Raw genomic sequence first — 26,236 nt, 5'->3', positions numbered from 1 at the left:
AATCTAACAAACGAACGCCCTTCTTAGCTTTATAGTAATACCGAGTGATTGAATTCCATTTAATGTAACTCAATCCAAACCTATCAATGAGAAGGTGCTAGGATGTCCATACTGCAAGTAGAGAATCTCTCAAAAGAATACAAAGGAAAAGGCAAAACGAATCGGTATCGAGCGCTGAACGGGATTAGTCTTAGTGTGGATAGCGGCGAGTTTGTGGCGATTATGGGACCCTCGGGGAGCGGAAAAACGACACTTTTAAATATACTAAGCGGAATCGACACGGAGTATAGTGGGGTTGTAAGAATTGCAGAGACTAGTATAAATGAGATGTCCAAGAACGAGCTTGCGCTTTTTCGCCGGCAGCGTATGGGATTCGTTTTTCAGGATTACAATCTGCTGGATAGTCTGACCCTACGGGAAAATATCATGGTGCCCATGGTGCTGGATGATCAAGAGGTAGAAGATATCAATGCCAAGACAGATGAGACGTTATCGCTATTTGATCTGGATGAGGTGAAGGACAAATATCCTTATATGGTTTCAGGGGGGCAACAGCAGCGTGCGGCGATCAGCAGGGCGATTATTAATCATCCAGATGTGATTTTTGCGGACGAGCCGACGGGGAATTTGGATTCCAAATCCTCGAGTACGGTGATGGCAACCTTCGCCAAGCTCAACACTCTAAAAGGAGCAACGATAGTGATGGTCACGCATGATCCTTTTGCGGCCAGCTATTGTAATCGCGTGCTTTTTATCAAAGATGGGAAGGCTCTACTAGAGATTGCTAGAGAGAATAAAGAGCGCAGAGCATTTTTTGATCTGATTCTGGAGAACCTGGCCTTTATTGGAGGGGGAGAAGATGACCTTTAGGAGAATGGCATTTCAGATATTTAAGGCGAATCTTAGAAGATATTTGTTGTTTTTCTTATGCAGCAGCTTTACAGTCATGATCTTTTTTACATTTTATTCGCTGTACAGTAATCCTGATTTTAATGACCCTTATCAAGTGAATGGGATGGTGTCAGGTAATTTATATGCTCCTTTTTTGGTGATAAGAGTGTTTGCTGTTCTGTTTATTGTATATGCGCAGATGGCCTTTTTGAAATTCAGAAAAAGCGACTTTGGGCTATTAATGGTACTTGGAATGACAAGCCACAATATCCGCAAAATCATTTTGTTCGAGAATAGCATGATCGCTTTAGCCTCGATTCTCACTGGTTTAGGTGCAGGGACGGTTTTCTCCGGTATTTTTTTCTTCATTGTTTCGCTGTTAGTTAATATTGGGGACAGTGCTTTTATACTGACGCTGGATAGTTATCTGTATACCATTAAATTCTTCGCGGTGATTTACATAGTTGTGATTGCAATCAATTTGCTATTCACTTTGAGATACAGCATTTTACGTCTTTTAAAAGAATCCAGAACCGCAGAACGCAACCTGATTCATGGGAAAATCACCGGAGTCATCGGAGTTTTACTGTTGGGAATCTCCGTTTATAATATGCTCACTCATTACAACCCTTCCGATGCTCGCATGATGTTAATAAATCTGGGAATTAGTATGTTGGGCGTTTATTTGCTGCTGTCAGGACTTGGGGACTGGATGAAACTTTTTATATCGCGATCAAGCAGAGCATATCACAAGCACCTGCTGTTTAGTTCCAATTTGATCTATACCCTTGGTCGCTCCAAAGTAGTGCTTTCTCTCATCACCTTTCTCGTCTTCATCACGATTTCTCTAAGCGGGATTATTTTTTATTTGACCTGGAATGCTGAGGAAATTCCGGTTGCAAACAATCCATATGATATTGCCTATTCAGAAGTATTCGGAAAAAATAGCATCTCACCAAAAATACTAAGTGAGATCACGGATCATGGCGCTACGCCACTGCTTTCACACCAAAAGCTGGAGTATATCGACTTGTTTAATTTTAAAATATTTCTGGACCAGAATATAAATGCATTAATCGGCACTGATTATCATGTGGAGAAAGATCACTTTCTTAATCTTGCCTTAGTTGCTCGAGGAGAAGAATGGAAGAATCAAAGACCGGAAATGCCCACCTTTGACCTGACGCTTGCTTCCGGGAAGTATACGCTGTATTCACAAGGTATCCTATTTCACATGGTATTTAACCCTGTGCCGAATTTAATGAATGGTCTTCATATCATTGTAAACGAAAAGGATTATATGGCGCTGAAAGCGGAAAATAAAAAAGCGATCGGTAACCTTCAGCTCCTGAATTTTAAGGATTGGAAAAAAACTGCGGATATAGATGCTAAGTTAAATGCCGCTTTAGCCAAATATAACAAAGACAATACAGAGTCCTGGTATGGCAATGAGCGGCAAGAGGCCCTCGTATTTTCTACGAAGTCTAGAATAAGTGACTATCTACAGTTACAGGAGTCTGGCCGATTTGGAATCTTCGTAATTTCATTTGTTGGTTTAATATTTTTCGGCGCCTCCGGGATAGTGCTGCATTTCAGTATTCAGACCGATTTAGAGCGTGAGCGGATCAAATTCAGGAAGCTGAACAAGATTGGAATTACTACTAAGGACGTGGCTCGTATTATAGGCGGCCCTTTAAAAGTGCTGTTTTTTCTCCCTTATGCATTAGGTATTGCATTGTCTTCTTTTTATGTTGTCAGTTCTTCCAGGGTTGAAATGTCTACAGCTCTGGAGCCGATGTGGTTTTGTTTGTTGGTGGGCGGAGCATATCTTTTATTTCAAGTCCTTTTTTATCGTATATACACCAAAATATACACTCACAATATGCTGGCACATATTAAGCTACTCGATATTCCCTTAATAGAAAAAAATGAGATTTCAATTTAATCCCAAATATGATAATATTGGTGCACAAAACGTGGGGGGATTCCATTTGAAAAAGATTTTTTCCAGAATTGCAGTCGCATTAATGATCTTGACCCTTGTTGCGATAGTCACTTGCTTTTATATTGGTGAATTCACCTATGCGTATGGATTAATTTTGGTGCTGTTTTTCGTATTTGCGGGGATGGGGCAGCTCTATAAGCTTAAAAATGATGAGTATATGTACAAAAAAATAAATAACACCGATGAGTATAATGAATATACTAGATGATATAAATTTAACAGAAGCTTATTATGTATAGCCAAACACCCCACTTTAGACAGTGCCTTAAGTAGGGTGTTTTTGTATGTGCCTATGTTTATTTCTTACCGTTGCGTTCAAGAATCATATCTACGAACAGATCAATCTGTGCGGTAATCGCAATCGGATCATAGCGGTAGTAGGTATCAAAATCATTGTAGAATAGATGATCGTTCTTCGCAGCATCAAGTCCGTTCCAAACTGGAGATTCCTTCAGTTCTTTCAGCTTATCTCCTTTTTTGTCAGGATCATAAGTGGTGAGGAACATGTAGTCAGCTGCATATTCTGGCAATAGCTCCATGGACAGCTGCAACGTTTGGTTGTCATTGCTGTTCTTAGTAGGCATTTTTAGCTTAAGTGCGTTATAAAGGGCTTGTCCACCCCGGCCAGCATTATTTCCGAAGGTCCATAGCTCACCTTTATCAGTCAGCTCATAGATTCCAAAAGTATCATTTTCATTTACGACACCTTTAAGCTTCTCGCGGCCTTCAGCAGCCTTTTTCTCAAAGTCAGCAATAAATTGTTCAGCTTTGTCAGGCACACCTACAATGTCACCGAACAGTTTAACAGTTTCATAGATATTTGTAGCAGTTCCGTATGGAATATGAATGGTTGGAGCAATTTTGGATAAAGCATCGTAGTTATCATCATACATAACGACGATTAGATCAGGTGTAAGTTCCAGAGCTTTCTCGGCGTTAACTGGAGCACCGACATCTTGTGTGTTTGTGAGCAGGTCTTTCAAGAAGGGATTATCAAAGGTACTAGGTTCGACACCTACAACATTTGCTCCTACGGAGAGCAACTCCCCACCATAATAATCTGTAATAATCCGCTGTGGTTTTACAGGTATTTGCACAGTACCTTTAGTGGTTTCATAGCTACGCATTTCAGCAGCTGAAGCCTCAGGAGCAGTCGTTGGCTTTGTGCTCGGTGCTGTAGTTGCTTCTGTTGTTTCTGTTGGTTTATTAGATGAAGCATTGTTTGTTCCCCCGCAAGCTGTCACAAATACAGACAATAACATTATGAGTGCCAGGATGGGGAAGAGGGTCTTTCTTTTTAGCATGATAAACCTCCCTATATATGTGTACCAACAAATAATAATGAGAATCATTATCATTATTATTTTCAATTTGAACTTTATCAAATCCTAGAATTCCTGTCAATGCAATAAAATAAATGCCTCCTATTAAATCTATCTATTGCCAAACCTAGGAAGGCTCATTTACAATAGCATAGTGATAATGAGAATCAATTTCATAGAAATAGGGTGGCATTCATGAATCAACAGATATCTTCCAAGATTAGACCTAATAAAGGGTCAGCCATACAAGAGTTCCGTTCACGTCCTTGGGCTGCCACGTTAATCTTGGTTGGCGGTCTGGTACTATTAGCACTAGGTATCGCTGTTTCAGTCTCCTTTGGAGCGGCTGATATTAAACTTTCTGTGGTGTGGGCAGCTGTGTTTCACTTTGATCCGGAGATCATGGATCATCAGATTATTAGAGAATTACGATTACCCCGTGTACTTGGCGGGGCAATGATAGGGGCCAGCTTTGCAGTTGCGGGTGCCATTATGCAGGGAATGACCCGAAATCCACTCGCAGATTCAGGTTTGATGGGCATCAACTCAGGCGCAGGATTTGCGCTGGCGCTTTGTTTTGCATTTTTCCCGAATCTATCGTTTATGTATTTAATCCTATATTCCTTCATTGGTGCCGGAGTAGGGGCTGGGGTTGTGTATGGGGTCGGATCATTGGCCAAGGGAGGGCTGACTCCTGCTCGTCTGGTGCTGGCAGGTGCTGCTTTTAGTGCACTGCTGTCAGCGCTGAGTGAAGGGGTAGCTTTATATTTTCACATTGGGCAAGATTTGGCTTTCTGGTATGCGGGAGGCGTGGCTGGGACGAAATGGATTCAGCTTAAAGTCATGTTCCCTTGGATAGGAGCAGCGTTAATTGGGGCTATGGTAATATCCCGATCGATTACAATGCTCAGCCTAGGTGACGATGTTGCTAAAGGGCTAGGCCAGCGCACAGGGCTTGTTAAGCTGGCAGGGACTTTAATCGTATTGATTCTGGCTGGATCATCAGTTGCAGTAGTAGGAGCCGTTGGGTTCATTGGACTAATTATTCCCCATTTGACCCGTTTTTTTGTAGGTGTGGATTACAGATGGATCATTCCATGTTCAGCTATTCTTGGCAGTCTGCTTGCAGTATTTGCAGATTTAACAGCACGGATGATTAATCCCCCTAATGAAACGCCGCTTGGAGCAATTATTGCACTGATCGGTGTACCTTTCTTCCTTTATCTTGCACGTAAAGAAAGGAGGGAACTGTAATGATAGAGAAAACTTCATTCGATTCCTTCCAAGCCGCCAAAAATAAACGTGGCTTAGTTATAATGATTATTTTAGCTGTACTGATTGTTATTGCTTTTATTATTAGTATGAATACAGGATACATACGTTTGACACCTATGGAGCTGCTTAATACGTTATTCGGTAAAGGGACGGATAAGCAAGAGTTAATCTTGTTTCAATTTCGGCTACCGCGTATTGTGATCTCCGTTCTGATAGGCGCAGGTTTGGCTGTATCCGGAGCTGTGATGCAGGGCGTCTTTCGTAATGCTTTGGCCGACCCCGGCATCTTAGGGATTAACGCTGGTGCAGGAATTATGGTTATGCTGTTAATATCTTTTTATCCGACGGCAACCGCGGCTCCGGTGTATCTGCTGCCTATGGTGGCGTTTGTTGGTGCGGGAATTACTGCTGCCTTGATCTATGTCTTAGCTTATAAACGGCATGAAGGAATAAAACCCATGCGACTGTTGCTGACCGGTGTAGCGGTTGCAGCTGGAATGAGTGCAGCGATGATCGTGCTGACTCTTCGGCTGGATCCGGAGAAGTATCAGTTTGTGGCTACTTGGCTTGCGGGAAGTATTTGGGGCACAAGCTGGAAGTTTGTACTTTCTTTACTACCGTGGATCGTAATTCTCGTGCCGTATGTCATCTATAAAGCAAGGGTAATGAACGTCCTTAATTTGGGTGAACAGACAGCTGTAGGACTTGGGGCTGCTGTAACGAAAGAACAATTCCGGCTTCTTGCGGCTGCGGTTGGTCTAGCTGCGGCAAGTGTTGCTGTGAGTGGTGGGATTGGCTTTGTCGGCCTTGTCGGCCCCCATTTGGCGAGACGACTAGTTGGACCCAAACATCAGCTCATGCTGCCAACCTCAGCGCTGCTCGGCTCACTGCTAGTCATTATAGCGGATACCATTGGGCGCTGGATCTTACAGCCATCTGAGATCCCCACTGGAATTGTTGTTGCTGTAATTGGAGCGCCATACTTCTTGTATTTGCTAGCCCGTACTAAATCTTGATGAAAGAGGATGGTCAATCACCGGAAGGAGCGAATTTTTACAATGTTGCGTCGTTTTTTTGCTTACTATAGACCCTATAAGGGATTGTTTATTCTTGATTTCTCCTGTGCTATTGCTGCTGCACTGCTGGAACTAGTCTTCCCACTGGCGGTTAACCGGGTAGTGGATGATATGCTGCCAAGTGGGAATTGGATATGGATTCTCTATTCTTGCCTCGGTTTGCTGGGGATATATATCGTCAGCGCCTTTATGCATTTTGTCGTTACTTATTGGGGGCATAAGCTGGGGATCAATATCGAGTCGGATATGAGAAAAAAGCTATTTGATCGTGTGCAGAAGCTCTCTTTCAACTTCTTCGATAATAACAAAACAGGCCATTTGGTCTCGCGGATGACAAATGATCTGATGGACATCGGTGAGATTGCCCACCATGGTCCTGAAGATTTATTCATAGCAGTGATGACGCTGCTTGGTGTATTCGGTATCATGCTTAGCATCAATTGGAAATTAGCTATTCTAACCTTTGTAATTGTCCCGCTGATGATTTATTTATCCATGTACTTCAGTCGCAAAATGTCCAAAGCGTTCCACATCATGTTCGCGGACATTGCTGACTATAACGCACGCGTAGAAAACAATGTAAGTGGGATCCGTGTTGTGCAAGCTTTTGCTAATGAGAATCATGAAATTTCCCGTTTTGCAGTTAATAACGAACGCTTCCGTATTACGAAGCTTATGACCTATCGAATTATGGCTTGGAATTCATCCTTTAGCTTTGTGCTCATGAAGCTGGTCTCGTTATTCGTTCTTGTGTGCGGAACCTATTTTGTAATCCAGAAGCAAATGACTTACGGTGAATTTATTGCTTTTGTGATGTTGTCTAATGTCTTCTTAGGACCTTTGCAACAGATTAACTCGGTCATTGAGACCTATCCTAAAGGGATCGCTGGTTTCAAACGTTATCTTGAACTGCTGGAGACGGAGCCAGATGTTGATGACGCAAAAGACGCTAAGCCAGTGTCTCATCTGTCAGGGAATATAACCTTCCAGGATGTAGCTTTTGCTTATAGTGATAAAGAAAAGGTGCTAACCAATGTGAACTTATCGATTTCGGCAGGAGAGACGGTTGCACTTGTGGGTCCATCCGGTGCTGGTAAGACAACACTTTGCAGCTTGCTGCCACGCTTTTACGATGTAAGCGAAGGCAACATCTCTATTGATGGAATAGATATTCGCTCCATGACGTTAGAATCACTTCGTTCCCATATCGGGATTGTACAACAAGATGTATTCCTGTTTGACGGAACCATCCGTGAGAACATTGTTTACGGCAGATTGGGAGCTTCCGATGAAGAAATCTGGGAGGCTGCGGGACGCGCTCAGCTGGAAGAACTGATCAAATCTCAGCCTGCTGGGCTGGATACAATGATCGGTGAGAGAGGCGTCAAGCTTTCTGGCGGCCAGAAGCAGAGGTTGTCCATCGCCCGGATGTTCTTGAAGAATCCGACGATTCTCATTTTGGACGAAGCAACCTCTGCATTGGATACTGAAACGGAGTCCGCTATACAAGAGGCCCTCGCCGAGTTGTCTGAAGGACGCACAACACTTGTTATTGCTCATCGCCTTGCAACGATCAGAAATGCGGACCGTATTGTTGTCGTTGCGGAAGGCGGCATCGCAGAACAAGGTAAGCATGAGGAACTGCTGCAGACTGCCGGAATATACAGCCGATTGCATGAAGCGCAGTTTGGAGCTTAAGTAGCTGAAGGGATCACTAGAATATAATTTTGGAGGGACACGATGAATAAACAACTGGAATTATACGATGTAACCATTATTGGTGGCGGACCTGCTGGGATGTATACAGCTTTTTATAGTGGAATGAGAGACTTGAAGACAAAGTTAATTGAAGCGAAGGATGAGCTCGGAGGAAGAATGCTTATTTATCCCGAAAAAATGATCTGGGATGTAGGAGGCGTAACCCCAACTCTTTGCCATCAACTGATCGGTCAGCTCAAGGAGCAGGCTCAAACCTTCGATCCGACTATTGTGCTGGGTCAGCAAATTATGAATCAAGAGAGACAAGAAGATGGGACGTACATCTTGACCTCTTCTACTGGGGAACAACATTGGACCCGCACAGTCATTTTGGCAATTGGTTACGGAATTCTACAGATGGCAAAGCTTGAAATTGAAGGTGCAGATCGTTATGAGGTGACGAATCTTCATTATACCGTTCAAGAGCTGGAGCCGTTCCGCGGTAAAAGAGTGCTAATCTCCGGTGGAGGCAACTCCGCAGTAGATTGGGCGAATGAATTGGAGCCCATCGCTGCAAGTGTGACGATTGCGCATCGCCGCGAACAGTTTGGCGGACATGAGAAAAACATTGTGCGGATGAAGGAATCCTCAGTCAATGTCCGTGCGCCATATGCAGTAAGCCAATTACACAGCAGTAATGGTGAAACGATAGATCAGGTTACGATCAGCCATATAGAGACAGGTGAAACAGAGCAGTTTGAAGTGGATGCTGTCATTGTGAATCATGGTCTGAAGAGCGATTTTGGTCCGTTAAAAGAATGGGGCCTTGATATGGGCGAGTGGTGTGCGAATGTAACTGATAAGCTGGAGACCAATCTTCCGGGTATATTCGCAGCAGGTGACTTTGTGGATTATGCGAGCAAGGTTCGTTTGATCGCAGGCGCTTTCACTGATGCGGCTCTGGCGCTTAATAGCGCAAAGCTGTACATTGACCCGACCGCGGCCAAAGTCGCTTACGTATCTTCTCACAATGAACGGTTCAAAGAGAAGAATAAAGCGCTTGGAGTCGTTGACGACCACTAAGGATAGAGGCTTCTCAAACCATAAAATCTGAAGTTTTATATAAAGCGTATAGGAGATCTTATCCATTTCGAGCGGAGAGAACCCTTATACGCTTGCTTTCTATTTTATGGGTTATTAAGTCTAGCAGTCTGGAAGGGAGCAGGAATGAAGCTATCAAATAATAACCCGGTTCATAGAATTTATCTGTTAAAAGAGGCAGGGAAACGCCAATGCGGCGGCGGTCACATCAATAAACCCCAGATTGCCCAGTCCCCACTCTTCCTGACACCAATAGAAGCTATCGTTCAAATAACCATAGAAGGAGAGACAGTAGCTCTTAAAAATGGTGAAATTCTTTTTCTAAGCACAGGTGTGACTTATCAAATTGATGCTCCATTAGAGACTGTTATCTCTGTTCTAGCAATCTCCTATGAGGTATATGGGCTAAGTAATAGCACGGAGCAAGAATTGGTCTATGGACTTTGCCGTGAAATTTTTCCGGTCAATGGGATTTTACCTATACGTACGACGAATAAAATAACTCGCTTATTCAGCGAATTAGAAGACGTTGCTGCCAATAATTTAGAAGTACAGGCAGATAGAATTCAATCCTTGCTGCATCAGCTACATCAACTGCTCGTAGAGGCTGACGCTGAAGCAGACATTACGGATAGTTCATATTTCAGAATGCTCGCTTATATCCACCAGAATTTCCAAAAGGAGATTACGCGGGAGATGATGTCTCGAATGATGGGCTTCAATCCTCGTTATTTCTCAGTATGGTTCCGCAAGCAGACGGGTTGGAGCTTCACCGAATATGTAACTCATTTAAGAGTAAATAAAGCGAAAAAACACTTGATGTCCAGCAAAGCAACAATACAGGAAATTTCGCAAAAAGTTGGCTATACAGATGGACTATATCTGAGCCGCAAATTCAAGCAAGTCACCGGGATGACCCCAACAGAATTCCGTTTACGTCCCAAACCGAAGCGGATAGTAGCGTTACAATTTTTAGGGGATTTACTTGCGCTGGGAGTGAAGCCTGTCGCGGTTGAAGAAGATGTGATGAACTACTCATTGCTTTTGCTGCCGGAACTGGCGGGTGTGCGATCATTTGAGTTGCAGGGATGTCCGGCGGAAGCGGACTGGTCTGGGCTAGAAGCCGATCTAGTTATTGCACCGACCTATCTGAGCCCTCGTCAGCTTAAATGCATGGAAAAGTTGGGTCCACTAGTTACTGTGGAGTGTGATAAAATGGACCGCCTGGAACAGATTCGTTTATTCGGCAGACTGCTGGGAGAAGAGGAGCGGGCAGAGGCATGGATAAGGCACTATCATTTGAAAATAGATTTGGCCAAGCAGCGTTTGTCCTCATTAATTGAATCTGGTGAAACGGTAGCGGTGTATGAGATTAGGCAAGATAACAGTATTTATATCTGGAATTATACAGCCCGAGGGGTGTACAATCTGTATCCAATGCTGGGGGTAACTCCACCGGACAAGGTAAGGTCAGATGTTCTGGAGCGGAATGATCATTTATGCATCTCACTGTCGGAATTGCCAATATACGCGGCTGACCATATGTTTGTGGTTGTATCAGGACAAGAGGACTGGATGTCGAGAACACGTAAACGCATTAGTAAAAGCGCGGTTTGGCGCAATCTTCCAGCATTCAGGAATGAATGCATATATTACCTGAAGCTTGAGGAATTTTGGGGCAGCGAAGGGCTTGCGCTCGAACGCCAGCTGGAAATACAGACAGATTTGTTAACCGGCCATAAATTAAGCTGACAATCGTCCATAGCTAAATTGATGTATTAGCGTGTATATATGTTTTCCCGCGGAGACGGTATATTAAACAAAGATCTTAATGATATTGATTATCAATATCATAATAATATAAAGTCTCAAGGGGGATTTACATTGTACAGAATTATATCGTTAGGAAAAATAAGCATGATAGCTGTTATGCTTACGCTGGTGCTGCTGTTGAGCGCATGCGGACAAGCTGCTAATCAGGGGAATGCTCCAGCTAGCACGTCGGCTGAAGTGGCTAAAAGCACTAATGATTCTGTAGTTGCCAGCACGGAGCCGGCTGCTGATGCAGAGTATTGGACGTACGAAAGCGACAAAGGCCCGGTGCAGATCCCACGCAATCCACAAAGAGTTGTGATTCCGGTACAAGACTTTATTGGTGATCTTCTGACGCTTGGCGTGACGCCCATTGCCGTTGCCGGGAATGACATCTTGAACCATCCATATTTCAAAGAGGCGCTGACAGGTGTAGAAGTAGTAGGCGATGACATGACGGTGTCCCTGGAGAAAATAACGAGCCTCGAACCGGACTTGATTATCACTTATCAGGAAGATACCTATGAGCAGATCTCTAAGATTGCTCCGACTGTCTTTATTCCTTGGGGCAAATACGACTATAAGGAACGATTGATCGAGATCGGGAAAATCTTGAACAAGGAGCAGCAGGCTGTAAAGTGGGTGGCGGATTTCAATCAGAAGCTGGAAGCGAAAAAAGCGGAATTGGCTGATCTGATCGCAGCTGACAAAAAGGTGGCGATCTTTGAAATTGCCGGTAAAGAGCTGTATTTATACGGTTCGTCATATGGGCGCGGTGGAGAGATTATATATAACGGATTGGGGCTGCATGCACCTGATCTTGTCCAAGAGGCAGCCTTTAAAGAAGGCTGGGCTTCCCTCTCACTTGAAGCGTTGCCCGAGTACTTAGGTGAAGCTGATTATATCTTCCAAGGCTTCAGCCGTGGTGTGGAGCAGGATAAGCTGGACATTCTGGACAGTGTCTTCTGGCAGAACCTACCTGCTGTCAAGTCGGGTCATGTATTCACCTACGATCTAAAAACTTATTATCTATCCGATGCTTATGCGCTGGACAAGCAGCTGGATGAGATAGTTACGTTGCTGAAGTCTCTTCAATAAGTTAATTTCAAAAGAGTAAAAGGGGATGTTCGCTGAGCTATAGTAGCTCAAGGACATCCCTTTTGCGTATTTATATTCCAAGTTAAGGGAGGTTATAGATTCCATTTGTTGCATAAAAAAGCGGTGTAGAACAAATAGTATGAGCAGGAGGTGTTAATGATGGACCCCTTTAACTCTACTATTTTGGACGATAATCTTAAAGAGCTTCAAGAAAGGCTTGGCCATAGCCCTGATATTGTTATTCGTAGAATTAAATCCACTACCACACAGGTTGAGGTAGCTGCTGTATATATTGAGGGATTAATAGAAAAATTAATGGTCAACGAGTTTGTGGAGCATGCGATGTCGTTCGATAAGCTAAGTGAAGAAAACCCGGTGGTAACATCCGCTGAAGATATCTTTTTGTATATGAAAGAAGTGGCGAGAGGGATCGGAGAAGAACAGACACTTGAAGATTGGGATGTGCTTTTTGAGGCTTTATTCTCTGGGGATACCATTCTTTGGGTCAACGGGATAAGGGCAGCTATCAGAGGGAATACAAGCGGCGGTGAGGTTAGAGCGGTATCGGACGCTACAACTCAAGTAGCCATTCGTGGCTCCAAGGAAGGCTTCACAGAATCTATTGGGACGAATATCTCTCTGGTGCGCAGGAAAATAAAAAGCCCTAATCTCTGGGTGGAGTCGATGAAGATAGGTGACGTCACGCAAACGAATGTATCTATTATGTATATTCATGGAATCGTCAATGATAATACCTTAAAGGAGCTCAGAACTAAGCTGCAAAGCATTGATATAGACGGGATTCTGGAATCTGGATACATTGAGCAATTTTTAGAAGATACTCCCTTTTCTCCATTCCCAACATTATATAATACGGAACGTCCTGACAGTGTTGCAGGAAATCTTTTAGAAGGTCGAGTTGCTATATTTGTGGACGGGACCCCGTTTGTGCTGATTGCACCTACAACCTTTTTTATGTTTTTACATGCCGTAGAAGATTATTACCAGCGTTATGATATCACGACTTTGATCCGATTATTGAGATTTATTTGCCTTGTTATTTCGTTATTTGGCCCAGCGTTATTTATTGCAATTCTAAACTTTCATCAAGAAATGATCCCAACGGCCTTACTTATTAATTTTGCTTCACAAAGGGAGGGGGTTCCATTTCCGGCTTTTATTGAGGCTATGCTGATGGAATTTACCTTTGAGATTATACGTGAAGCAGGAATTCGTATGCCATCCCCTATAGGCCAAACTGTGTCGATCATTGGGGGCTTAGTGTTAGGACAGGCAGCCGTACAAGCCGGTATTGTCTCTCCTGCAATGGTTATTGTAGTTTCACTTACAGGAATATCCAGCTTTGCTACTCCCGCTTTTAATATGGCTCTTTCCATACGTATCTTGCGTTTCATCATTATGTTTATCGCAGCCTTTATGGGGCTTTATGGAATAACGATCTTTACTTTTATTTTGGTTGCTCATATGTGTAGCTTGAAATCGTTGGGTTTTCCGTATATGTCTCCATTTGGTCCTTTTATCGCTGAGAATCAGAAGGACTCGATCTTGCGTGTGCCCTTGAAATATATGAAAACTCGGCCGCGTCTTGTTAGCCAAAAAAATAATACTCGACTTAAGGTGAATGATGGGAAGCCGGGGAGTGGCAAATGAAGGTCGGATGGATGATGCGTTCATTTATTTGTATATGCTGCTTAATGTTGCTGACAAGCTGCTGGAACAGTCGGGAATTAAACAATTTAGGCATTGTGACTGGTATAGGTGTGGATAAGGTGCCGAATAAAGAGGAATATCATGTTACTTTTCAGATTGTGAATCCATCCTCAACAGCCACAAGTGCAGGAGCTAGCACCGGACAACCCACGGTCACTATTTATTCTTCTACGGACCGTACGATCTTTGGCGCTTTTCGCAAGACTTCAAAAAAGGCGGCAAGACAGATGTTTTTTGCACACACGCAGCTATTAGTTTTAGGCGAATCTACAGTGAAGAGCGGTATTGATGGGATTTTTGACATCTTTGAAAGGTCCCATGAGCTGCGGCTCAACACGAATGTTATTGTAGCCAGAGATACGGAAGCATCCTCTATTCTGAAACTATTGCTTCCCGTAGAAAGCCTGCCTGCAATTGGGATTATTAAAAAGAGTAAAAATACCGCTAGAATATATGGAGAAAGCCGGGATATCAATGTTTTTGAGCTAATTAATGGTCTCAGTGGAGAAGGGTCAGTGGTGATATCCGGAGCCAGAATTCTTGGAGACGCTGAAGAAGGAACTAAAAAATCCGGGATGGAGCAAACTAAAGTAAAAGCACTTGTCACAATGAGCGGGCTTAGCGTATTGAAAAAAGGGGTTTTTCAGGGGTGGCTGGATGGCCCTCTTGCTCGGGGGGCACTATGGGTACAGAACGAGATTAATGAAACCAGTATTAATGTAGATTCAAATGAGGTTAAAGATTCGATAGCCGTTAACATTAATTATTCAAAAACAAAAATTAAGATTGAACTCCGCAATAAAGTACCCGTCATTCATGTAAATGTTGTGGAAGAGGGGACGCTTAGTGAGGCACAGAGTTATATTGAGCTAAGTGATAGAGAGGTAATCGTTCAGTTGGAACAACAAGTGGCTCTTAAAACTAAACAGGAAATAACCCAAGCCTTACAGGCTGCTCAAACTATGAAATGCGATATTTTCAATTTCGGGAATGAACTGAAGCGCACAAATCCAAAAGCATGGGAGACTGTTAAGGACGATTGGGAGTCAGTGTTCGCGGAAGCGGAAGTGGATGTTTCTGTAGAGGCCTATATTCGCAGTGTTGGAATGAGATTAGAGCCGAAATTGTTAAAGGAAAAATGAAAGTGTTCAGTGAGAAAGGTGGGAGAAGGCCACTTTATGAAAAAAGAAACCATCAGCGCGAGTCAATTATTTGCTTTGATTTTTTTGTTTGAATTGGGAACGGCCCTTGTGGTACCGATTGGACTTGAAAGTGGCCATGCTGTCTGGATTGCTATTCTGTTAGCTTTGCCCGGTGGACTTCTTTTGTATTTGATTTATGTTTATTTATACCGGCAATATCCGGGCATGATTATTAGCGGGTATACAAGAAAGATACTGGGCAATGTATTAGGCTGGCCGTTAAGCTTAACATACATTCCAATCCTTCTCTTCAATGGCTCTCGAAATCTGCATGAATCAGGTGAGTTGTTAATAGCTGCTTCTTACGACAGAACACCCGTGTTCATCATTTATGCAATGATGGTTGTTGCGGTAATTTACATCTTAAATAAGGGGATTGAGGTGTTTGCGCGGGCGGCTGAGATTTATATGCTGATTATAATATTATTGGGCTTGACCAGTTGCTTTTTGGTTATTGCCGCCGGACTAGTAAAACTAGATAACTTGTTTCCGTTACAGGCCTCGGATTGGAAGAATGCATTGAAATCAGCCTATCTAAATATATGGCTATTTCCGTTCGGGGAGATGGTATGTTTCACTACGATTTTACCTCATATCAAAAAAACCAAGGTAGCAAAAAGAACCGGAATCATCGCAATTACTTTATGCGGATTATTACTCAGTTTTACCCATGCCATCGAAATATCCGTTCTAGGAACAGAAATCTACAGTAGAGCCAATTTTCCGATGTTCACTACGATAACGTTAGTAAACCTGGCCAATTTCATTCAACGTTTGGACGCGCTTGTGCTCTTAACCTTAATCATTGGAGTCTTTTTTAAAATGTCAGTATATTGCTACGCTGCAATGGTAGTCACCGCGGATCTATTCAAGGTGCAAGACAGCAGAAAGCTCGCCGTTCCCGTTGGTATTGTTGTTTTGTTCGGGGCTTTTATTAGTTCAGCGAATTATCCGATACATATGGACGAAGGAAGGATATTTCTGAAATATATTTTGCCGTATTTCTGTGCCGCTGTACCTATTCTCTTGTGCATCGTTCATTACATCCGCAGAAAATTAGGGAGTTTAGGTTAGTATATTTTATTTGATGGATTTATTGCTTCTATTTCGGATAGAGGATGTAATTGTAATAACAAAAGGTAAGGAGATAAAAACGAGCATAGTTATTGATTCCTGTATGCTTGTAGCTGCAAAGGAGTCATAGATCGTCCGCATTGAAGCGGTGAGGTTTTCTCCTGATAAAAGGTCGATGATTACTGCCATCAGCAACCCCATAAAAGCAAGCATGAAATATAGTAATAGTAATTTCATATTGATCAACTCCATTTGCTAGATTAACCTTAGGCTAAATGTATTATTACCTCTTGAGTGTGTTTGTAGTCAAAAGAAAATAACAAATCCCCTATTGCTCCAACGTTGTTGGAAGCAGTAGGGGATTCTAATTTAAGCGCATTTTATTGTGTAAGCCAAGCAGCCAGTTCTTCGGTCTGGGATAACACGGCAATTGGATCATAGTACCAGGACCGTTCTTCTTTCCATACATAGAGATGGCCTTTTTTTACAGCGGGTAGGCTACTCCAGATTGGATCAGCTTTGTAATCAGCTTCTGTACGGTTATTGGAAGTTAAGATAATATAATCTCCTGCGTATTTAGCGAGTGCCTCTGTAGAGATTTCCGCCCATTGCTTCTCCATAATTTCTGCGGCCACAGCTGTAGGGGGCTTACGACCCAGCGCCTGATAGACAGGCTGTCCGCCTCGGCCAAAGTTATCGCCATAGGCCCAAATGGATTTTCCGCCGTCTTCCATGATGGAAAATGTTGCATCTGCAGGGATTACTTTGTCTACTTTGGCTTTAGCTTCAGCTATCCGTTTGTCGTAATCTGCAAGCCAGCTTTTGGCTGCCTCTTCCTTACCAAGGAGTTCTCCGAAATAGGTTAATTCGGCATGAGCATCTTTCAGATCACCATATGGCACAACGATGGTTGGAGCAATTTTGCTTAGTGCTTCATAGCTTTCAGCTTGTCCAGAAATAATCAAATCAGGATTAAGTGCGATGATTTTTTCAGGTGACATTTTGCCGTAAGTTCCAGTGTCTGCAACTCCAGTAAGTGCCTCCTTAAAATACATATTCTCCAGTGTTAATCCGGGAGCACCAACAGGAATGGTATCTAGCGCAATCAGACTGCCCAGATATTCCTCAGCGACAATCCTTTTAGGTTGAACAGGGATTTCAATATCACCATTTATAGTAGTGACCTTTTTAAGAGCAGCTGTTTCCGTAGTTTCTGTTGGTTGACTAGTTTCGGTAGGTACTGCAGTTGCCGATGATGTGTTGCTGGTGTTACTGCCTGTATTCCCCACAGAATTATTGGAATTCCCGCAAGCTGATATGACTAGAATTAATGCCAGCATGAAGGGAAAAAGAAGCCAATGGGTTTGTTTGGAGCTATTTTTTCCTGGATTATGCAATTTGTTGTTCCCCCTATGTATATTGATTATCATTCTCAATAAGAACTTTACAAGCTTCACCGGGTATTTACTATGGACGGATATGATCTCAGCTTATGCAAATTTATGATGTCATTACCCGTAGCAATTCTTGAAGCTGTGCCTGTGAGGACAGTGGGTCAAATCCGTAGAACATATCAGCCTGGTTCAGAATATATACCCGTCCGTTTCGGACTGCATCTAATTGCTTCCAAGCTTTAGAATGTAGTAGGCGAGTAAAACGTTGTCTTCCCTCAGATGATGAAGGGATGCTAGTGATAATAATATGGTCAGCAGGAAACGATACGATATCCTCAATAGATGCCTCTAAGTACCCGGAATCTGTGATCCCTTTTTCAATAATTACGGAGGGGGGCTTGAAGCCAAGATCACCGTATAGAATTTGGCAACCTCTGCCGAAGCTGCTACTGAAACAGTAGGCGGATCGGGAGCTAACCTCCCACACGATAGCCGTACCTCTCTCCATTCCTATAGCATGGTTTAATAACCCGTTGGCGGTAAGACAAAGTCTGTCATAATGACTTAGCCACTGTTCAGCACGCTGTCGTCGATTCACAACCTCGGCAATCAGAGCAAATTGCTCTCGCCAACTCATTTGCATAAAGGGCAGCTCGATAACCGGAGCAACAGGAGTCAGAATCTTATTGTCGGGTAGACTGTAGCCGATAATGACATCTGGTTTTACCGCAGCTACTGAGTCATAGAGTAATGAAAATTTACCTTCGCTCATTTGAAGCTGTTTGGAAGCGGGAACTTGTTCCAAGCTATGTTGCCATTCGGAATAAACCCCGAGTTGAGGCATGATTTCCAGTACTCGCAGGCTAGCGGTGTGATTATAGTTCAGGGCAACGACCCGTTTATTCTTATTCTGGTAGGCTGTAGGTGAAACGCCAACAAGCTGCTTGAATTTTCGGCTTAAATAAGTTCCCTCTTCGTAACCAACCTCATGTGCCAATGTTGTCAGATTGGGAGAACTGGTGAGGATTCGTTGCTGGGCTTTACGGATTCTTAGTAGTGTAATATAAGCACTGAAGGATAGACCTATTGATTTGCGAAAGGTTCGCGAAAAGTGCTCGGGGCTCACTTCAGCTAAAGCAGCCATTTGATCCCGCGTGATATCTTCATTGTAATGAGCTTCTATATACTCAGTCACCCGTTCCATCCAACTGCTTGATCTTTCTTTATGGGATGTCAGTTCACCATGAAGCTCCACGATGAACTGGGTGAATAGCTGCTGGACCCTAAACGGCTTTTGTTTATCAGCGTCTATCCAGGCACTGTAAAGCTCACCTGCCAAGGCTATCAAACGAGTGGAGGCATGGTGGACAGGGGAGTTGTCATTTATAAAAATGTCCTCATTTTTACTCTGGGGTATACAGGAATACTCAATCCATATCCCCTTTAACTGTAATTCAGGTTCCATCTTCAATAAAGAAGAACTACTAAGGGCTATTAAGCTTCCGGCCATGACCTTGTGTATCTTACCGTCTATTTCAAGAAAACCTTTCCCATCCCAGATCATCATAAGGCTGGAATTAGTAGAAGAAATGTTTGAGGCTGAGTAGTTGGTTATTCCCGATAAGCTGATGACCCGAAGGGGCATATAAAAAGGATGGGATGGATAAGGCATCCCGTCGGATTGGATCTGCATGTAGTAATCCCCTTCTTTTCATTGATAATCATTCTCATTTATAGTATAACAGTCTTTCTTACTATTGACTATAATGATGCTTATGATAGTGTTTAAAATAATCCACGAACGGAATAGGGTTAGCTGATAAGAAGGGGTTGAAGTCATCCATGACGACCTGGAATTTACAAGGAACTGTAAGTCACTTATTAATATGTAACGGTAGCAGCTGCAAGAAACACAAAGGTGAAGAGGTAGCTGAAGCGATAGAAGACGAGATTGAGAAGCAGGGCGCACAAAGTCTTATACATACGACTGTGACCCGTTGTAATGGAAGATGTTCAGATGCTTGTGTGGTGATCGCTTATCCCGAAGGTGTGTGGTACAAAGAGATTACACCTAAGCTGGCGAAATCATTAGTGCGGAAACATTTGCAGGGGGAGAAGCTTGAAGATCACTTGTTATACACCTATGATGGACAATTGATTGCTTCAAATGAAAAGGGCGCTAAAGGGAAAAAGAAAAAATAGCAAGGCTTGTAAGTACCTTTTAGTTGCGGTTCTAACCCTGTACAGAGGAATATCTCGTGCAGGGTTATTTATTTATAAACAGGGGAGGATTATGATTGAATCGGATCATGACCAGACTCGTAATAGGACTGTGTGCTTAATTAAGGACATCAAATTTGACTTGCAGGGCTAACGTTGACTATGCTATTAAAAAGTGAATGAAATAACACAGTATATATGATGGTTTATAGGGGAGAGGGTACGATGGAGAGGCTGCAGGTGTGGCCAGAGAAGTTCAAAAAATTTTTTCTGAATAATAAATTTGTAGTAGTGCTGCTCATTATGCTGCTGGTTGGAATTAATATTCTGGTATTCTCCAAAATACCGTTTATTTTTAAGCCGATATCAGTATTGCTGCACACCGTGGCCGCACCATTATTACTGGCAGGTATAGCTTATTATTTGCTGAATCCGTTGGTAGATCGGATGGAGAAAAGATCCCGAATAAAACGTGTATATGCAATAATCATCCTATATTTGTTGATTGCTGGTCTCATCACGCTGGTTTTGTTTATGGTCATTCCAATTATACGGACTCAGCTATCAGGTTTGATCGACAATTTTCCAAGGTATAGTGAATTAATTCAAGAACGGTTTATGGATCTGACCGGAACGGAGTTCTTTGGGCAAGTTCAAGATAGTATCGGAACGAACCTTAGTGAGATAACATCTAAGATTACGGCGTGGGGCAGTTCTTTTCTGAATAATGCCTTGACGGGTGTTGGCAGCTTTGTAGGAGCCCTTACAGAGATTGTCTTGGCGGTTGTAACGACGCCATTTATTTTGTTCTACTTGCTTCGCGATGGAAAAAAATTGCCGGATTATATTCTGAAGTTTGTACCTACTTCTCTGCAGCCGCAGACTCGTATGGTCATGTCGGAGATGAACAGTCAGGTATCCTCTTACATACGCGGGCAAATTATTGTCAGCTGCTGTATTGGTCTGCTGCTCTATATTGGCTATTTAATCATTGGTTTGGAATACTCTCTCGTTCTGGCTATTGCTGCTGCTTGTACAGCAGTTGTTCCTTATCTGGGCCCGGCAATCGCGATTACACCTGCCCTAATTGTGGCGATGGTCACTTCTCCATTTATGTTGTTGAAGATGATTATCGTGTGGACAGCTGTTCAGCTGATTGAAGGGAAATTTATCTCACCACAGATCATGGGCAAGACGTTGAAGATTCATCCGATAACCATTATTTTTGTAATTATATTCGCAGGTAAAATGTTTGGAATTCTGGGGATTATCCTTGCAGTTCCGGGTTATGCGGTACTTAAGGTGGTATTTACACATCTTTTTGAATGGTTCCGGTTTCGATCCGGCTTATATAAACAGATTGAAGAGAATAAGGAATAATGTGGAAGGGTGAAATGTAATGGGAGCACCAATAGCAGTAACCTCTTATGGTAAGCTTCAAGGAATACAGGAGGGGGACGTGAACATTTGGCGCGGGATCCCTTTTGCAGCTCCACCTGTTGGAGAACTTCGGTTTCGTGCACCACAGCCACCAGAAGCCTGGGATGGGGTTAGAGATGCTTCTGAATTTGGTCCAGTTAGTCATCAGCCAGCGGATACGAGAGGTACTCGGTTCGGTGGCAAGACGCCGCTTCATTCCGAGGATTGTCTGTATTTAAATATTTGGGCGCCAGCAGTTCATGATGAGCCCCTGCCTGTTATGTTCTGGATTCACGGGGGGACGTTTGTGACCGGGGCTGGAAGTCAGCCGCAGTTTGACGGCACAAGCTTCGCTGAACGCGGTAAAGTAATTTTAGTGACCATTAACTATCGGCTGGGTCCATTTGGATTCATGAATTTGTCTCCATTTGGCCATGGGCTTGCTTCTAATCAAGGTTTATTGGATCAAATCGCCGCACTGGAATGGGTAAAGCTGAATATTGCTGCTTTTGGTGGGGACCCGCAGCGGGTAACTGTATTCGGGGAGTCAGCAGGGAGTATGAGTATCGCAGCCCTTTTGGCCATGCCAGCAGCGAAGGGGTTGTTCGCTGGTGCGATTATGCAAAGCGGGGCTGCTCAGACGCTGCCTTCCGAGCAGGGGAAGTACATTGCAGCTGCACTACTAGCTGAATTAGGGATTGCTCCAGATGGAGATGCCAGTCTTCTGCAAACATTTTCTTCTGAACAAATTATCGATGCAGCCGCAAGAATGACTAAAAAGTTAACGGGTGGCTCAATTGGCATGTTATTTCAGCCTATCATTGATGGGGATACACTTCCTGTAGAACCTGCACAGGCTGTGGCAGAAGGATCGGCACAGGGTATTCCGCTATTGATCGGAACCAATCGTGATGAGGGCAACTTGTTCTTCAGAGAAGAATCGCCTGAGGCAGACTTTGACGATTCACTCAAGGCGCTGGAGCAGATGATGGGTACTGGGAGTCTGAAGGAGATTGCGAACCATTATTCATCCTCATGGGAGGGACAAGCCGAAATTCTAACGGATCTTTACTTCTGGGGAACCTCGGTGTCCCTGGCAGAGAACCAACTGAAATATGCACCTGTCTGGATGTACCGTTTTGACGGCACGATCCCAGGTCATCCATTGTTAAATAAAGCTGTGCATAGTGCAGAAATCGTCTATGCCTTTAATAATCTATCTCATCTAACCCATCTTAGGGCAGAAATTAATCCAACGATGCAGAAGTTGGCTGAAGTTATGCATGATGCTTGGATTGCTTTCGCTCATCAAGGAAATCCGGCTACAGCAGAGAGGTTATGGCCGAAATACAATCTGGAGGAACGGGCTACCTTGATCTTTGATGAAGATACGCATGTAGCTTATGATCCTGAGGCAGAGAAACGCAAAAGAATTGTCACTATGCTGGCTTAAGAAGATTGAGAGGCTGAATAAAGATGCAGGTAGAAGGCTTTAACCATGTGACCGTAAATGTCAGTAATTTAGCGAATTCCCTGAATTTCTACACAGGAGTTCTGGGCCTTCAGCTAGTTCATAGAGGTAAAACTGATGCTTATCTGGAATGGGGAAGTGCCTGGATATGTCTTCTTGAAAAGCCTGATTATATGGCGATTGCAGATAAAGTAGTTGGGGTAGACCATATCGCTTTTAGTATTGCAGAGGAACATTTTGAGGAAGCCGTCCAAGTATTGCAAACCCAGAATGTGCCCATAATTAGAGGGCCAATCAAACGGGGAATAGGCTGGACGGTCAATTTTCTAGATCCGGATGGTATACAGCTAGAGCTGCATACCTCGAATCTGCGGGAACGAATGAGTGTTTGGAACACAACTACCGAATAAAAGATGGGTGTCCTATCAGCCTGCATGGCTAATGGGACACCCATTTTTTTAACGACCTAAATATTCTTTGATTCCTAAAACTACTGCTTCGGCTATTTTATTCTGGATGTCCGGGGTAAAGAGTAATGCTTCATCCTTGGTATTGCTTAAGTAACCACATTCTAATAATATTGCAGGCATTTTGGTTTCTCTTGTTACATGATAGTTAGCTTGACGAACCCCTCGGTCCTGCAGTCCTGTAGCAACTGCGAGGTATTTGTGAACGGTTTGAGCGAATAATAAGCTATCATTACGTGTGTAATAGGTCTCTGTGCCACTAGGATTACTTTTACTGCCCGCCGGAATACTATTGGCATGAACAGAGATAAATAGATCGGCTTTTACATTGTTGGCGAGGTTAGATCTGTCCTGTAGAGTTGGGTATGTATCGCCACTGCGCGTGAGTATAACCTCGATATTTGGTTCTTTCTTTAGTAATTCTGCAATTTTCAGTGCTGTCGGCAAGGTGAAATCTTTCTCTTTAAGCTTGTTAACACTTGAACTCCCTGGATCTTTCCCTCCATGTCCTGCATCAATGACGATTATCTTCTTGTCTGTGTTGCCGGTAGAAGGTGGAGGAGTTATAACCGGTACTTCTGGTAAGGTGGTTTCAGGAAGCGTAACGCTAGTCCCATTAAGATCCACAATAATAAGTCCATCATTAGCATTTATCAGACTGTAGCTATTAGCGCTGTTTAGATCAATGACGATCCGAATGGTCGATGGGGAACTGCTGAACAATGAATAGCGAACGGCAGAGACATTAGGATAGTCGGTAACCGTTAACTGTCCGCTTTGGTTCTTTCCTACGGAAAGATTCTGATGGAAGTCGGTTCCAAAGCCAGTATTCGGTAAATCCACGACAATTCGGTCTTTGTCTGTCATAGTGAACACGGTAGGTTTTATACTGCCGTTCACTGCAATAACCAGCTGGTTATTGATGAGGCTAAGATTGGTGACTGCAGCCACTGAGCTATTCCCTTCAGTTGCTGTATTCCCGGTTGATCCGTTCTCCGAAGGTGCTGTTGGAGTGGGTTCTGGAACCGTAACTTCCGGATCGCTTCCCCCAACCTCAGGCACTGGAGAGGTTAAATATACGGTTTTGGTTACATTGTCCCAACCGACAGTAGTTCCTGTCTGTTCCCCAACAAATCTTAAAGGAACAAGGGTTGTGCTGCCACTGAGAAACGGAGGGTTGTCCAGTTTGACTTGTTTCCCTGAAGCTTCTGCCATCGTATTATCCACGATCAGTTTTAAAGTAGTTCCCTTTTGCTCAATGATCGCTGTCTTGGCCACATTATCCCATTTCACGGTATAACCAAGCTGTTCCGCAACAACGCGAAGAGGAACCATTACACTGCCATTTACAATTTGTACCTGTGCTTCTTTGGAAATCTTAAGATCGTTGCCGTCTAGGTTGATGTGTGTTTCCGTAGAGCCGGCATAACCAGTTCCTGGATGAACCAGCACCAACAAAAGCAGCAGTAACGCCAAAAAACCAAACTTTTTCATCTGCAATCCCTACCATCCCCGTTTATTGGTCTCTAGCAATTCTTACTTTTTCTTCCTTTGATGCCGTTTAAGGCTCGTATAAAGTATAAACGACAATAGTTTCCAAAAGTTGCGCTCTACAAGCGATAAAAAGGAAAATTTTCGGTATAAAAATAGAAAAAGAGCCTTCCCAAACATTTGGGATAGCTCTCATTCGCTAGAGATATGTTATTTTAACGATGTATAACCTGTTTTCTCTACCAATTTCTGACCCTGAGAAGATTGAATCCAATCCAGAAAGGGTTGAATATTAGGGTTGTCGCTTCCCGCGGTCACTGCATAAAATTCTGTTGCCAATGGGTACTGTCCACTACGAATACTTTCCTTGTCTGGTTGGATACCATCGATGGCCAGCAGGGCTATTTCCCCGTTCCGATTCATTTCTGAGGCGTAAAATAAGAAGCTGTAGCCCAGTGCATTTTTATAGTTTCGATAGCTGGAGGTTTGTTGAATGATACCGCTCATAATATCCGCTACGTCTTCTTGAGGCGGCTTCATGAGTGGAGTGTCCTTCATAAACTTTTGCAACATCGTCTGGCTTCCACTATCTTCAGGCCGTTGAAAAGCACGGATTCGGTTATTAGCTCCGCCTAAATCTTTCCAATTTGTGATCTTGCCTGCGTAAATATCTTTAAGTTGAGCGGTGGAAAGTCCGGTTACGTCGTTTCGTTTGTTTACAAAAAATACGAAGGCCTCGCGGCCGATCGGCGTAAGCTTCAGTTCGACACCTTTGCGCTTAGCTTCTTTTTGTTGTGCGATTGACGGAGCCGCTACAAATATAATATCGGTTTCTCCTTCAATTAATCTCTTGTAAGCTTCAGGTGTGCTGCTGCAAATTACTTGACTTGTTTGAAAATCATACGGATTATAATAACCCTCAGGATAAGTAGTTTGAACGAAAGCTGAATACAGTGGATAAAGTGCGGTTGCGCCGTCCAATCTTGGAAGATTGCTAGCGATATGATAGGAAGAAGGTTCATCCAGATTCACTGCTTTGGTCTTCTCAGCAAAGGGTTCATATTGTAGCAGATTAACCTCCCGATCATCGACCATGGCAATTCTGTTGACGTACGCTTGCTTGATCTCATATCCTGCGGTCGCGAGCAGACTAAGTCCGAGGATAGATAACAATACAATATTGCTTGTTTTTCGTGACAACACATTAAATATGATAAGTACAACATAGATGGCTAATACGATCGCTAAGATTGCCACAAGTGGGGTATAAAACAGCAGTCCTCCGTAAAGCGCAGTAATTATAGCACCTATGAATCCTAAAAAAGCTATTCCTCCAACGGCAAAGATGGAGAACAATAACTTCGTCCAGAATGCTTCTTTCATAACAACCTCCTCGACATGATTACTAAACTATGGAAAAATCAACATATTTTCATTATACAGAAGTTTTTTGGATGAAGCAGTAGAACAATTACGAACAAACATGTAA

General features: G+C 43.2%; 22 protein-coding genes. 16 read left to right on the top strand and 6 right to left on the bottom strand.

Translation table 11 applies throughout. The features are described from left to right. The first annotated feature begins 102 nt into the window (after window positions 1-102). From NYE72_RS21320 to NYE72_RS21310, 3 genes are read left to right on the top strand one after another with little or no spacing between them, the layout of a single operon-like run. Entirely contained in the window at window positions 103-870 is a 768-nt protein-coding gene (locus NYE72_RS21320; protein WP_076141329.1) for an ABC transporter ATP-binding protein, read from the top strand. Next, on the top strand, window positions 860-2,836 hold the full coding sequence (locus NYE72_RS21315) for an ABC transporter permease (protein WP_076141328.1): 1,977 nt from the start codon (window positions 860-862) through the stop codon (window positions 2,834-2,836). The genes NYE72_RS21320 and NYE72_RS21315 overlap by 11 nt, the downstream gene beginning before the upstream one ends. 46 nt (window positions 2,837-2,882) lie before the next feature. After that, window positions 2,883-3,104 (top strand): hypothetical protein, encoded by a 222-nt coding sequence (locus NYE72_RS21310; protein ID WP_076104414.1) that lies wholly within the window; start codon window positions 2,883-2,885, stop codon window positions 3,102-3,104. An 88-nt stretch (window positions 3,105-3,192) separates the two neighbouring features. On the opposite strand, the gene NYE72_RS21305 is transcribed toward NYE72_RS21310, so the two are convergent. Then, window positions 3,193-4,200: an ABC transporter substrate-binding protein gene (locus NYE72_RS21305; protein ID WP_076141327.1), complete on the bottom strand. Its 1,008-nt coding sequence runs from the start codon at window positions 4,198-4,200 to the stop codon at window positions 3,193-3,195. 213 nt (window positions 4,201-4,413) lie between these two features. Here NYE72_RS21305 and NYE72_RS21300 point away from each other — a divergent pair, with 213 nt between their 5' ends. The 9 genes from NYE72_RS21300 (at window position 4,414) to NYE72_RS21260 (ending at window position 16,285) form a co-directional block, all read left to right on the top strand. Continuing rightward, complete coding sequence (locus NYE72_RS21300; protein WP_036676077.1) at window positions 4,414-5,472, top strand: iron ABC transporter permease; 1,059 nt, start codon at window positions 4,414-4,416, stop codon at window positions 5,470-5,472. Next, window positions 5,472-6,509: an iron ABC transporter permease gene (locus tag NYE72_RS21295; RefSeq protein WP_036676084.1), complete on the top strand. Its 1,038-nt coding sequence runs from the start codon at window positions 5,472-5,474 to the stop codon at window positions 6,507-6,509. Before NYE72_RS21300 ends, NYE72_RS21295 begins: the two co-directional genes overlap by 1 nt. A 42-nt stretch (window positions 6,510-6,551) precedes the next feature. Then, entirely contained in the window at window positions 6,552-8,267 is a 1,716-nt protein-coding gene (locus NYE72_RS21290) for an ABC transporter ATP-binding protein (RefSeq protein ID WP_076141326.1), read from the top strand. Window positions 8,268-8,309: 42 nt separating this feature from the next. After that, the gene (locus NYE72_RS21285) at window positions 8,310-9,350 is read left to right on the top strand and encodes an NAD(P)/FAD-dependent oxidoreductase (protein ID WP_036676089.1); all 1,041 of its coding nucleotides are present in this window, start codon (window positions 8,310-8,312) and stop codon (window positions 9,348-9,350) included. Window positions 9,351-9,494: 144 nt separating this feature from the next. Next, window positions 9,495-11,120: a helix-turn-helix domain-containing protein gene (locus NYE72_RS21280; protein WP_076101514.1), complete on the top strand. Its 1,626-nt coding sequence runs from the start codon at window positions 9,495-9,497 to the stop codon at window positions 11,118-11,120. Window positions 11,121-11,252: 132 nt separating this feature from the next. Then, on the top strand, window positions 11,253-12,278 hold the full coding sequence (locus tag NYE72_RS21275; protein WP_235219375.1) for an iron-hydroxamate ABC transporter substrate-binding protein: 1,026 nt from the start codon (window positions 11,253-11,255) through the stop codon (window positions 12,276-12,278). A 156-nt stretch (window positions 12,279-12,434) separates the two neighbouring features. Beyond that, window positions 12,435-13,949, top strand: coding sequence for a spore germination protein (locus tag NYE72_RS21270; protein WP_094902289.1), 1,515 nt, complete (start codon window positions 12,435-12,437; stop codon window positions 13,947-13,949). Further along, entirely contained in the window at window positions 13,946-15,151 is a 1,206-nt protein-coding gene (locus NYE72_RS21265) for a Ger(x)C family spore germination protein (RefSeq protein ID WP_038572463.1), read from the top strand. Before NYE72_RS21270 ends, NYE72_RS21265 begins: the two co-directional genes overlap by 4 nt. 36 nt (window positions 15,152-15,187) lie before the next feature. Further along, window positions 15,188-16,285, top strand: a complete 1,098-nt coding sequence (locus NYE72_RS21260; protein ID WP_036676094.1) for a GerAB/ArcD/ProY family transporter — start codon at window positions 15,188-15,190, stop codon at window positions 16,283-16,285. A 6-nt stretch (window positions 16,286-16,291) separates the two neighbouring features. Here NYE72_RS21260 and NYE72_RS21255 read toward each other — a convergent pair whose 3' ends face one another. The 3 genes from NYE72_RS21255 to NYE72_RS21245 form a co-directional block, all read right to left on the bottom strand. Next, on the bottom strand, window positions 16,292-16,522 hold the full coding sequence (locus NYE72_RS21255) for a hypothetical protein (RefSeq protein WP_036676096.1): 231 nt from the start codon (window positions 16,520-16,522) through the stop codon (window positions 16,292-16,294). Between the two features lie 143 nt (window positions 16,523-16,665). After that, complete coding sequence (locus NYE72_RS21250) at window positions 16,666-17,682, bottom strand: ABC transporter substrate-binding protein (RefSeq protein ID WP_249267701.1); 1,017 nt, start codon at window positions 17,680-17,682, stop codon at window positions 16,666-16,668. A 103-nt stretch (window positions 17,683-17,785) separates the two neighbouring features. Then, window positions 17,786-19,372: an AraC family transcriptional regulator gene (locus NYE72_RS21245; protein WP_051490902.1), complete on the bottom strand. Its 1,587-nt coding sequence runs from the start codon at window positions 19,370-19,372 to the stop codon at window positions 17,786-17,788. 149 nt (window positions 19,373-19,521) lie between these two features. Here NYE72_RS21245 and NYE72_RS21240 point away from each other — a divergent pair, with 149 nt between their 5' ends. The 4 genes from NYE72_RS21240 to NYE72_RS21225 all read left to right on the top strand — a co-directional run bounded on the left by NYE72_RS21240 (window position 19,522) and on the right by NYE72_RS21225 (window position 23,199). Continuing rightward, entirely contained in the window at window positions 19,522-19,881 is a 360-nt protein-coding gene (locus tag NYE72_RS21240; RefSeq protein ID WP_036676102.1) for a (2Fe-2S) ferredoxin domain-containing protein, read from the top strand. A 243-nt stretch (window positions 19,882-20,124) separates the two neighbouring features. Then, window positions 20,125-21,279, top strand: coding sequence for an AI-2E family transporter (locus tag NYE72_RS21235; protein ID WP_036676105.1), 1,155 nt, complete (start codon window positions 20,125-20,127; stop codon window positions 21,277-21,279). 19 nt (window positions 21,280-21,298) lie between these two features. Continuing rightward, window positions 21,299-22,771 (top strand): carboxylesterase/lipase family protein, encoded by a 1,473-nt coding sequence (locus NYE72_RS21230; protein ID WP_076101511.1) that lies wholly within the window; start codon window positions 21,299-21,301, stop codon window positions 22,769-22,771. 23 nt (window positions 22,772-22,794) lie between these two features. Next, window positions 22,795-23,199: a VOC family protein gene (locus tag NYE72_RS21225; RefSeq protein ID WP_038572459.1), complete on the top strand. Its 405-nt coding sequence runs from the start codon at window positions 22,795-22,797 to the stop codon at window positions 23,197-23,199. Between the two features lie 48 nt (window positions 23,200-23,247). Here NYE72_RS21225 and NYE72_RS21220 read toward each other — a convergent pair whose 3' ends face one another. Together NYE72_RS21220 and NYE72_RS21215 are read right to left on the bottom strand one after the other, a co-directional pair. Next, complete coding sequence (locus tag NYE72_RS21220) at window positions 23,248-24,750, bottom strand: N-acetylmuramoyl-L-alanine amidase family protein (RefSeq protein ID WP_076141352.1); 1,503 nt, start codon at window positions 24,748-24,750, stop codon at window positions 23,248-23,250. 207 nt (window positions 24,751-24,957) lie between these two features. Further along, window positions 24,958-26,130, bottom strand: a complete 1,173-nt coding sequence (locus NYE72_RS21215; protein ID WP_076101509.1) for a substrate-binding domain-containing protein — start codon at window positions 26,128-26,130, stop codon at window positions 24,958-24,960. Window positions 26,131-26,236 lie beyond the last annotated feature (106 nt).

It is taken from the genome of Paenibacillus sp. FSL L8-0333, assembly GCF_037965665.1.
In the GTDB taxonomy this organism is placed as follows: Bacteria; Bacillota; Bacilli; order Paenibacillales; family Paenibacillaceae; genus Paenibacillus_AQ; species Paenibacillus_AQ odorifer.
This window is presented reverse-complemented; position numbering and strand designations above follow the sequence as displayed.

Excerpts from the sequence above, each read along its gene's own strand:
- NYE72_RS21245 (WP_051490902.1), bottom strand. The coding sequence starts at position 19,372 with ATGCAGATCCAATCCGACGGGATGCCTTATCCATCCCATCCTTTTTAT.
- NYE72_RS21235 (WP_036676105.1), top strand. The coding sequence starts at position 20,125 with ATGGAGAGGCTGCAGGTGTGGCCAGAGAAGTTCAAAAAATTTTTTCTG.
- NYE72_RS21295 (WP_036676084.1), top strand. The coding sequence starts at position 5,472 with ATGATAGAGAAAACTTCATTCGATTCCTTCCAAGCCGCCAAAAATAAA.
- NYE72_RS21240 (WP_036676102.1), top strand. The coding sequence starts at position 19,522 with ATGACGACCTGGAATTTACAAGGAACTGTAAGTCACTTATTAATATGT.
- NYE72_RS21280 (WP_076101514.1), top strand. The coding sequence starts at position 9,495 with ATGAAGCTATCAAATAATAACCCGGTTCATAGAATTTATCTGTTAAAA.
- NYE72_RS21270 (WP_094902289.1), top strand. The coding sequence starts at position 12,435 with ATGATGGACCCCTTTAACTCTACTATTTTGGACGATAATCTTAAAGAG.
- NYE72_RS21290 (WP_076141326.1), top strand. The coding sequence starts at position 6,552 with ATGTTGCGTCGTTTTTTTGCTTACTATAGACCCTATAAGGGATTGTTT.
- NYE72_RS21225 (WP_038572459.1), top strand. The coding sequence starts at position 22,795 with ATGCAGGTAGAAGGCTTTAACCATGTGACCGTAAATGTCAGTAATTTA.
- NYE72_RS21230 (WP_076101511.1), top strand. The coding sequence starts at position 21,299 with ATGGGAGCACCAATAGCAGTAACCTCTTATGGTAAGCTTCAAGGAATA.
- NYE72_RS21260 (WP_036676094.1), top strand. The coding sequence starts at position 15,188 with ATGAAAAAAGAAACCATCAGCGCGAGTCAATTATTTGCTTTGATTTTT.
- NYE72_RS21215 (WP_076101509.1), bottom strand. The coding sequence starts at position 26,130 with ATGAAAGAAGCATTCTGGACGAAGTTATTGTTCTCCATCTTTGCCGTT.
- NYE72_RS21265 (WP_038572463.1), top strand. The coding sequence starts at position 13,946 with ATGAAGGTCGGATGGATGATGCGTTCATTTATTTGTATATGCTGCTTA.
- NYE72_RS21255 (WP_036676096.1), bottom strand. The coding sequence starts at position 16,522 with ATGAAATTACTATTACTATATTTCATGCTTGCTTTTATGGGGTTGCTG.
- NYE72_RS21315 (WP_076141328.1), top strand. The coding sequence starts at position 860 with ATGACCTTTAGGAGAATGGCATTTCAGATATTTAAGGCGAATCTTAGA.
- NYE72_RS21285 (WP_036676089.1), top strand. The coding sequence starts at position 8,310 with ATGAATAAACAACTGGAATTATACGATGTAACCATTATTGGTGGCGGA.
- NYE72_RS21300 (WP_036676077.1), top strand. The coding sequence starts at position 4,414 with ATGAATCAACAGATATCTTCCAAGATTAGACCTAATAAAGGGTCAGCC.
- NYE72_RS21305 (WP_076141327.1), bottom strand. The coding sequence starts at position 4,200 with ATGCTAAAAAGAAAGACCCTCTTCCCCATCCTGGCACTCATAATGTTA.
- NYE72_RS21320 (WP_076141329.1), top strand. The coding sequence starts at position 103 with ATGTCCATACTGCAAGTAGAGAATCTCTCAAAAGAATACAAAGGAAAA.
- NYE72_RS21220 (WP_076141352.1), bottom strand. The coding sequence starts at position 24,750 with ATGAAAAAGTTTGGTTTTTTGGCGTTACTGCTGCTTTTGTTGGTGCTG.